Below are 589 nucleotides of genomic sequence, written 5' to 3'. Positions count from 1 at the left end.
GCAATCAGGCCCCAGACAATTACGAGAAAAAATAGTCTCTTCGCTGGAAGCGAGGGCGGTGGACGCACTTGGGCGACCGTCGCGACACTTCTGCAAACCTGTAAAATGAATGGCGTCGACCCACTCGCCTGGCTCTCCCAGACCTTGACCCGCATCGCTCAGCGCTGGCCCGCAGCCAAAATCGAAATGCTCATGCCTTGGAACTTCAAACCAGACGCCGTCAGCTAACCGCTTACGAAGCAGTTGCAACAACCCGGGAGCTTTGGGAGATGTCGTATCGGCCGACCGTTGAAAGGACTCCGAAGTTTCGTCGTGCCGCATCAAGTGCGGTGTACAGCATGATCAGCGTCTAACGCGCAGGCCTGGCCCTTCTGCCCCGATGCCTGGCAAGCCCCAGCAAAGAGCGCCAAATTCCGGCGAGTTATCGGAAGCGATCTGGACGTGCATCTCGCGAATCAATTGTTCCTCGACTGCGACCGCTCCTATCGTGGACCCTTTTGGTATGGTTGGATGCGTCATGCGCCAGAGCAGGAAACCTGTCTCCGGGGCGGCGACTTCTGCCAGCGTCTCGCCGAAGAGATCGCTAATC

1 protein-coding gene and 1 pseudogene are annotated in these 589 nt (G+C 57.9%); one reads left to right on the top strand and one right to left on the bottom strand.

Going from position 1 to position 589, the window contains the following annotated elements; all coding sequences use genetic code 11:
- Window positions 1-228, top strand: a 228-nt coding sequence (locus tag D3227_RS40600) for a transposase domain-containing protein (RefSeq protein WP_147377849.1), incomplete at its 5' end; no start/stop codon positions are given.
- 114 nt (window positions 229-342) lie between these two features.
- On the opposite strand, the pseudogene D3227_RS42495 reads toward D3227_RS40600, so the two are convergent.
- Window positions 343-589, bottom strand: a pseudogene (locus D3227_RS42495) (hypothetical protein); the annotation flags it as partial.

Source organism: Mesorhizobium waimense, assembly GCF_003601975.1.
Classification (GTDB): domain Bacteria; phylum Pseudomonadota; class Alphaproteobacteria; order Rhizobiales; family Rhizobiaceae; genus Mesorhizobium; species Mesorhizobium waimense.
This window is presented reverse-complemented; position numbering and strand designations above follow the sequence as displayed.